The sequence below is a fragment of the Algoriphagus aquimarinus genome (assembly GCF_007997215.1).
GTDB lineage: Bacteria > Bacteroidota > Bacteroidia > Cytophagales > Cyclobacteriaceae > Algoriphagus > Algoriphagus aquimarinus_A.
In genome coordinates, this window is sequence record NZ_VORW01000040.1 from 1 (window position 1) to 7,938 (window position 7,938).

The 7,938-nt window shown below is 40.8% G+C and carries 7 protein-coding genes; 5 read left to right on the forward strand and 2 right to left on the reverse strand.

Annotated features, from left to right (window positions below):
* Positions 1-702: 702 nt before the first annotated feature.
* Complete coding sequence (locus ESV85_RS21990; protein WP_146921487.1) at positions 703-1,071, reverse strand: four helix bundle protein; 369 nt, start codon at positions 1,069-1,071, stop codon at positions 703-705.
* A gap of 189 nt (positions 1,072-1,260) precedes the next feature.
* On the opposite strand from ESV85_RS21990, the gene ESV85_RS21995 reads away from it, so the two are divergent.
* Both ESV85_RS21995 and ESV85_RS22000 read left to right on the forward strand, forming a co-directional pair.
* Entirely contained in the window at positions 1,261-1,767 is a 507-nt protein-coding gene (locus tag ESV85_RS21995) for a winged helix-turn-helix domain-containing protein (protein ID WP_146921489.1), read from the forward strand.
* Positions 1,768-2,042: 275 nt separating this feature from the next.
* A complete protein-coding gene (locus tag ESV85_RS22000) occupies positions 2,043-2,957 on the forward strand; it encodes a glycosyltransferase family 2 protein (RefSeq protein WP_146921491.1) in 915 nt (304 codons plus the stop codon).
* A 140-nt stretch (positions 2,958-3,097) separates the two neighbouring features.
* Here the strand turns inward: ESV85_RS22000 and ESV85_RS22005 are convergent, their stop codons facing one another.
* Positions 3,098-4,093 carry an IS110 family transposase gene (locus tag ESV85_RS22005; RefSeq protein WP_146921493.1) on the reverse strand — a complete coding sequence of 332 codons (996 nt, stop codon included), beginning with the start codon at positions 4,091-4,093 and terminating at the stop codon, positions 3,098-3,100.
* Between the two features lie 390 nt (positions 4,094-4,483).
* Between ESV85_RS22005 and ESV85_RS22010 the strand changes: the two genes are divergently transcribed.
* The 3 genes from ESV85_RS22010 (at position 4,484) to ESV85_RS22020 (ending at position 6,736) form a co-directional block, all read left to right on the forward strand.
* Positions 4,484-5,149: a GNAT family N-acetyltransferase gene (locus tag ESV85_RS22010; protein WP_146921495.1), complete on the forward strand. Its 666-nt coding sequence runs from the start codon at positions 4,484-4,486 to the stop codon at positions 5,147-5,149.
* A 197-nt stretch (positions 5,150-5,346) separates the two neighbouring features.
* The gene (locus ESV85_RS22015) at positions 5,347-6,174 is read left to right on the forward strand and encodes an ABC transporter permease (RefSeq protein WP_146921497.1); all 828 of its coding nucleotides are present in this window, start codon (positions 5,347-5,349) and stop codon (positions 6,172-6,174) included.
* Positions 6,175-6,367: 193 nt separating this feature from the next.
* Positions 6,368-6,736, forward strand: coding sequence for an endonuclease domain-containing protein (locus ESV85_RS22020; RefSeq protein ID WP_146921499.1), 369 nt, complete (start codon positions 6,368-6,370; stop codon positions 6,734-6,736).
* The last annotated feature ends 1,202 nt before the right edge of the window (positions 6,737-7,938 follow it).

Below are 7,938 nucleotides of genomic sequence, written 5' to 3' on the forward strand. Positions count from 1 at the left end.
TGTCCGAAGAAATGTGTATTTTTCATCTGCTGTATTTATTGGTTGTGGTAAACTGAAAATACAGAAAAGGGGAAGCTTCTCAAACGAAGCTTCCCCTAAATTTTAAACCGTTTCTCGGACAGTAGTGATTTTAAATTTTAAATTCTTAATTCCTTCATTTTAAATTTTAAATTCACTCAACTAGGACCTGGCCGCCGTGGCGGAAACAACCGCCAATAAAATTTGTCATTTACCACCTCCCTTAATTTTTACGGCGCGGTGGGAGGTCGTGGCAGCGGGCCAGGCGGTGGGTATGTGCGGTGGAAGCTTTGCCACGACTTGGCTTTTTGTTTCTTTTGGGCCAAGCCAAAAGAAAGAGAGTAATAAAATCAGCTGGATTGATTGGATTCGTTTCCATCCTCGCATGTCCGCCGTGGCGGAAACAACCCTCCTCCAAAATTTGCAAATTCCATTTACCCGAGTAAATTTGTTACTCACTGAGTAAGTTTATTACTCGGCTAGCTATTTCCCAAGAATGGGAGTGACCGAGCGAAGCTCTGAAGACAGCTGCCAATAGACAATGATCAATTATCAATTATCAATGATCACCCCCGTCCTGTGTGGAGAACCAACAACTAATAACCAATAACCAATAACCAATAACCAACAACCAATAACCACCAACCAACAACCCCCGTCCGCCGTGGCGGAAACAACCCCTCATTAACTTCTCCAGCTTGTTCTTACGTATTCCGTGAAGGAGTGGATTTTGCCACCTAGGAGATTATATTCTTGTATCAACCCTTCACATTCGCTTAAAAGGTGTGGGTATAAGGCTTGTATTTTCTCCAAATGAGATGAGGTTTCCAGGTTGCTTGCTTCTGAATACACCAGAAATTTAATGAAATCATTTTTATAGGTTCTTCTACCGTATCCTTCCACAATATTAGTGTTGACAGAATTTGAAGATCGTCTTAGTTGGCTTCCCAATTCATATAATTCATAATTAGGAAGTTTAAGGGAAAATGGATGTGTTTTTAAAAATAAACTAAAGCTGATTTTATAAATATCAAGGTCTTTATAAGTATTCATCACAGAGTTGTTAGAAGGTAAGAGAAATACGACAAAATAATAACTACTAAGTTATTTACTTCTTAATAAACTAGCAACCAGATTTTTACACAACCACCAACCAACAACCCCCGTCCGCCGTGGCGGAAACAACCAACAACCAACACCCAACAACCAACAACTAACATCCAACACCCACCAACCAAAAGTTTGCTCGAATCCCTAGTCACCTCAAAAACCCGTATCAAACTTCTCCTGAAGTTCTTTTCGCATGCCAATTCAGGCTATTTGCGTTCCCTGGCCAAGGAGTTTGATGAATCCACCAATTCCGTTCGGGTGGAGTTAAACCGCCTTACCGAAGCAGGTTTGCTGGTTTCTCAGGAAGAGGGAAGAACCAAAGTATACAAAGCCAATGAGGAGCATCCTTTCTTCACAGAAATCAAAAACATGGTCTCAAAATTCCTGGGACTGGATGATTTGATGGAAAGAATTGTCAGAAGGATGGGAGACGTGGAAAAAGCCTATATCGTCGGAGATTATGCAAAAGGAATAGATTCAGGTACGGTCCACATGATACTTATAGGCAAAGAACTGGATAAAAAATACTTGGACTTTATTAGAGAAAAAACCTACGAGAAAGTTCAGCGAAATGTGGTAGTTTCTATCTTAGATAAAGACCCCGGAGATATTCAGGGCATACTGGTATATGGTAAATAGCAGCATAGTATTAATTTAAAATTTTTGAATTTAAAATTTAAAATTGCTCCCCCAACTACTCTATTCGAGATCTTCCATTCCTCATTTTACATTTTAAATTCCTTTTCATTTTAAATTTTACATTCTTTTCATTTTAAATTCTAAATTCCTTCATTTTAAATTTTAAATTCTTTTCATTTTACATTTTAAATTCCTTTCATTTTACATTCTTAATTCCTTTTCATTTTAAATTATTTCATTTTAAATTCTAAATTCTTTTCATTTTAAATTCATAAGTGCTCTCCATCATCTCCCCCGTATACCGCGCCGAAAACGTCCTAGCTGAACTTATCTCTAGAATAAAATCCTCCGTGTCTGGGTTGACTTCAGAAATTGAAATCATACTCGTGGATGATTACAGTCCTGATAATTCCTGGATTGAAATCGAAAGACTCGCCAGCCTTCATCCAGAGATCAAGGGGATCAAACTTTCCCGCAATTTTGGGCAACACTACGCTATTACAGCAGGTTTGGATGCCGCAACAGGCGAGTGGATTGTGGTGATGGACTGCGACCTGCAAGACAGGCCTGAAGAAATACCTAATCTCCTGGCAGCTGCTCAGAAAGGTTATGATGTGGTGCTCGCCAGAAGATCCAATAGACAAGATGGGTTTTTCAAAAAATTGTCATCCAAACTATTCTACCGAACCCTGGCTTGGCTCACTGGCTCCAAGCAGGATGAGAGCATTGCCAACTTCGGTATCTATCACAGCAAAGTCATAAAGGAAGTTATAGGCATGCGTGAAAGCATACGCTATTTCCCTACCATGGTCAAATGGGTAGGCTTTCGGCAAACATCCATCGAGGTAGTTCACGCGGAGAGGTCAGAAGGAAATAGTAATTACAATTTCAAGCGCCTATTCAACCTGGCACTGGATATCATGCTGGCCTATAGCGACAAGCCTATTCGGCTTACCGTCAAATTTGGATTGCTGATAGCACTCACAGGATTCCTCTTTGCCCTATTTACTATGTTTAAGTATTTACATGGAGATATCATTGTGGCTGGTTACGCCAGTTTGATTATTTCACTCTGGATGCTCACCGGCTTTCTGCTAATTACCCTTGGCATGGTAGGCCTTTACGTCGGCAAAACCTTCGAAGGAGTAAAGCAACGCCCGATTTATATTGTAGAGAAAAGAGTAGGGTAAGCCCCATCAATTATCAATTATCAATTTCCAATTTCCAATAACCACGGTCCGTCACCAGAAACCAACTAACACCTCCCGATAGCTATCGGTACAACCCCTGTCCGTATTCTAAGGGTAAAACAAGAAGAATCTAAGATATTTTATGCAGCATATTTTAAGGTATCAACATATCTGGAATTACGGTTGACAACAGCAAAAGCTCTGGAGAGAAGTTTGTTTCTGATAATGTTAAGCGTGCTCATTTTGCTTTTCCCTTCACTGATTCTTTTCTGGTAGTAATTCTTCATTTCTGTACTGTACTGAATGGAGGTGCCGGCACACAAAGTTAAGAGTGTTTTTATCCTCTTGTTTGCCAATTTGCTCGTTTTCGTTCTGCCGTTAAATGTACCGGACTGGTTAGGGAAGGGTGCTGTTCCTGCGTAACTGGCAAAATTCCTCCAACTGTTGAATAACATAAAACCTTCAGTCAAAATGATGAGGGCAAGAGCAGTTTGCGGCCCTATACCTTTGATAGAATTAAGTAACATATATTGATTCAACAACAGCTCTTCCTTATGTAATAGTTTGTCTATTTCCTTTTCAATTGTTTCGATCTGCTTGTCTAGGCAAGCGATTACCGTATTATGGGATTTTTGATAGACTTTTATTTTGTTCCCGGAGACGATGGTTTCATATTCATTGAGGCGAGTCGTAAATGCAGCTCTATTTTTTACAAGTCGCTCTCTGTAATTAAATAGCTTCTTTAGATCTTGTATGGTCTGGGATGGAAGAACTGTTGGTTGGATCTTCTCTTGCTTTTCATAGAGATATTCAGCTATATCCTTTGAATCTGCCTTGTCTGATTTCCCTCTTCGTATCCCTAAAGAGCGTTTCAATTCGAGTCCAGACATGATGTGAAATGGAAGTGCATGTTTCTCAAGAAACAATGCAAGTTCAGAAGAATAGATACCCGTAGATTCGAATCCAAAAAGAAGATGCTTCGCCAAGACTAATCCAGAATTTTCCATGACCCATTCCACCAGCTCTCTAAATCCCTCTTGGTTATTGCCGAAGACGGCATGGTGTTGATTGATTTTGAGATACGCATCAATAGTGGATTTACTTACATCAATTCCGATAAATGATTTGAATTTCATAACTTTGGTTGTTATAGTTTAACAAATAAGAGTTGCGGAAACTAAAACCTTTAACAGGCCTTAAAGCCTAAAATTCTAACTGGTTATTGGCAACTCAAGAAAGAGGGGGGACTAATACGGACAAGAGGCCACGAACCTACGCCGAGGGAAAGTTCACCCCGCTCTTTTTTAATTTAGAAAATCTCTGAATCGCCTCGAAATAAGAAAGGTAAAAGTTCATTTTTTTGAATAGTAATTCTCTTTTGTAAACCTAAAGGCCGTGGCGGAAATAACTAACAACTAACAACCAATAACTAACAACCAATAACTAACAACTAACAACTAACAACCAATAACTAACAACTAACAACTAACAACCACCAACCCCCTCCGCCGTGGCGGAACCAACCATTGCTCACCATCGTACCACTTCCCTTCGACTCGACCCTCTTCAACTACCCTGTAGGTAGAATATCAATCAATAAGGATTGGAATGAAGAGGAATTCCCAGCTGCATCTAAGGAATTCCAATTGATTTATCTCTTTTCAGCATCACCTGTCCAATTCAATAATCCTTTCATTCAATTGGTCGATATTAAAATGACTTTCGAAAAGCAAATCAATAAGCCGGCAGAAATTCCTGAAATAATGCCTTATCAAAGGCCATTAAGTAAGGAATTACAGGACCTAGCCTTTGAAAGCGGAGCTTATTCACGTTACAAACTCGATACCCGTTTGGTGCAAGGGGAATTTGAAAAGCTATATAGGATATGGATCAAAAAAGCATGGGAGTCCAATTTAGTACTGGAAGCTCCAGATCTACAAGGAATGGTAACCTACAGTGTAGAGGATAAAGCCGCTAAAGTAGGACTAATAGCAGTTTCTAAGCAGAGTCAGGGAAAGGGCTGGGGAAAGAAACTGATGAAAGCCGCAGAAGCCAAGACCTTCTCACTTGGAGCAAAAACAATAGAAGTAAGCACCCAGGAAAGCAACATCCCTGCCTGCAAACTCTACGAATCCCTAGGATATAAATTAGCCGAAAAGACGTTTGTTTATCATTGGTATAGCGAAAAATAGCTCTTGAACTCTAATCAAAAAAATATTCGGTTGCTAGTTGTGTGTTGTTAGTTTCATCCAGACAAACCCCCGTCCACAGTATTGAAACCAACACCCAACACCTGACATCGGACACCCAACAACCAACAACCAACATCCAGTATCCAACACCTGACATCGGACATCGGACACCCAACAACCACCAACCACCAACCCCTTTGACCCCTAAAGACAACATCAAAATCATCCAGCCCACTTCCGGTTGGCAGCTAATAGACTTCAAGGAGTTATTGCGATACAAAGATCTACTGTATTTCCTCACACTTAGAGGAATCAAAGCCCGTTATGCACAATCCGTTCTGGGAGTTGCCTGGGCTATTATTCAGCCCCTATTTACTACGGTAATATTTACCATAGTCTTTGGCAACCTGGCCAAGATAGATTCAGATGGCATTCCCTATACCTTATTTTCTTACCTGGCACTTTGGCCTTGGAATTACTTCTCCGGCACGCTCACCGAGTCGGCCAATTCCCTGATCCAAAATGCCAATATGATCACCAAGGTCTATTTCCCTAGAATGGTGTTGCCTCTGAGTTCCATTCTATCCAAACTGCTGGACTTTCTAATTGCCTTTGTAGTAGTGATAGGAATGCTGATCTACTATCAGATTATGCCAGGTTGGGGACTGTTGGTACTGCCATTGTTGATCATCCAACTTTTGATGTGCAGCTTAGGAATGGGAATGATGCTCTCTGCCATGGCAGTGAAATATAGAGATGTGAAGCACGCACTAAGCTTCGTAGTTCAACTCCTGCTTTATGCCGCGCCGGTAGTTTACAGTACCACAGCCGTGCCCGAGCAATACCAGAAGTTTTATGTCTTAAACCCCATGGTAGGAGTGATCGAAGGATTCCGCGCCGCTTTCCTCGATAGACCTATCCCTTGGGAATGGATCTGGCCAGGCACCATCGTCGCCCTTATCCTATTCGTCTTCGGCATGATGTACTTTCGGAGGATGGAACGGATTTTCGCTGATGTAGCTTAACCTCACCCCCGGCCCCTCTCCTAAAGAGAGAGGGGAGCGAGTCACGAAAAAAGGTGGAGAAATGGAAATGTTTCTTATTCGCTATTAAAAAAGCGTAGCTTCCACAGTGCCAATTCTCCCCTCCGCGATAGCTCCCGATAGCTATCCGGACGGCAATGGGTCGGGGGTAACGGATTTAAAATTTCTTCCTAAAATGCATCATAACGCATCTCCAGAAATATTTAGAAGAGCAAGAGAGTTACGGTTGAGGTTAACTCCCGCAGAAGCCTTGTTGTGGGAAAGGATAAGATCGAATAGGCTTAATAACCTGCATTTCAGAAGGCAACATCCTGTATCTAAATATATCCTTGATTTCTATTGTCACCAATACAGCTTTGGAATCGAACTCGATGGAGAAATACATTATCAAAGCGACCAAAAAGCAAGAGATTTAGCTAGACAGGAAGATTTAGAAGCATTAGGTATTCATATCCTTAGATTCAAAAATCATTTTGTTATGCAAGAAACAGAAGAAGTGCTCCGATTAATTTTAATGGACATAGAAGGGTTAAAAAAAATGTAAAATTATAACAGTTCTCCCCTCCGAGATAGCTATAGTGAAGAGGTCGAGCTTCTAGCAGAGTCCCAGTTCTCCCCTTTAGGGGTTAGGGGGTAGAACGGATTTTTGCTGATGTAGCTTAGCGCTTCGCGACTAATTTAAAATTAGTTAATGGAAAATTTAAAATTATTCCCCACCACGCACTCCATTTTACATTTCAAATTCTACATTTTAAATTTTAAATTCTTTTCATTTTAAATTTTAAATTCCTTCCATTTTAAATTCCTTCTTTGCTTTCTAAAAACAACCGAGTAAATTTATTACTCAGTCAACCGTTAGTTCTAACTTCCTGTTGTATCTATTAACCCTTTCCTTATAGCTAATGGCCTAGTAGATACAATATTCCCCTTGAGGGGGCTAGGGGGTGTGAGTGAAAGGGCGAAGCTATGTGTGAAGAGTATCATTCTCCAGTATCAAGAATTAAGATCCTAGAATCAAGAGCTTAGAGCCAAGAAATACACTAGCATCAGACATTCCAACTTGTAGGTAATACCCTAGACGGATGAGCAGTATTTACTCAGCAGAATCTTCAAAGGGAATCAGGTCTGACACCGAAGGTGTCCAACTTCTCAATAACCATGGGTGAAACCCATGGCTGGAAAACCAAAAATCACCCGCCTCCCGCGCAGGGTTTTAATTTGGAAAATATAAGCAAGTGCGGGAGGATGGAAACGGATTTATTTCTTACCGCAAAGACGCAAAGTTCACAAAGAATTACCGCAAAGCTTATTCTTGTACCATACCGTTCTCTGAACGACAACAGGCGGAACCAACACCTAAGACTCAATACTCAAGATTTTAGACTCTAGACCTGTCCTCCGTGGCGGAACCAACAACTCCCGATAGCTATCGGGACAACCACTTTTAAATTCTTCACCGCTCCCGACAACTGTACGGGAGGCACAAAGCGCGCAAAGAAGGATCGTAAAAATCAGATGGAAGTAACCAACACCTGCCCGCCATTGCGGTACCAACAACCAAGAACCTACAACTCAGCTGATCTCTTCATTTTAAATTTTAAATTCTTTTAATTTTAAATCACTAGTGTCCGACTAAAGTAAGAATTTCTCAGAGAGGTTGAAAAGAACTTAATCAGAGGAGATTTTTGGGTGAAATTGGAATGTAAGCCCACTAGGTTGGAAATAGGGCCGTTTGGTTGGCTTTCA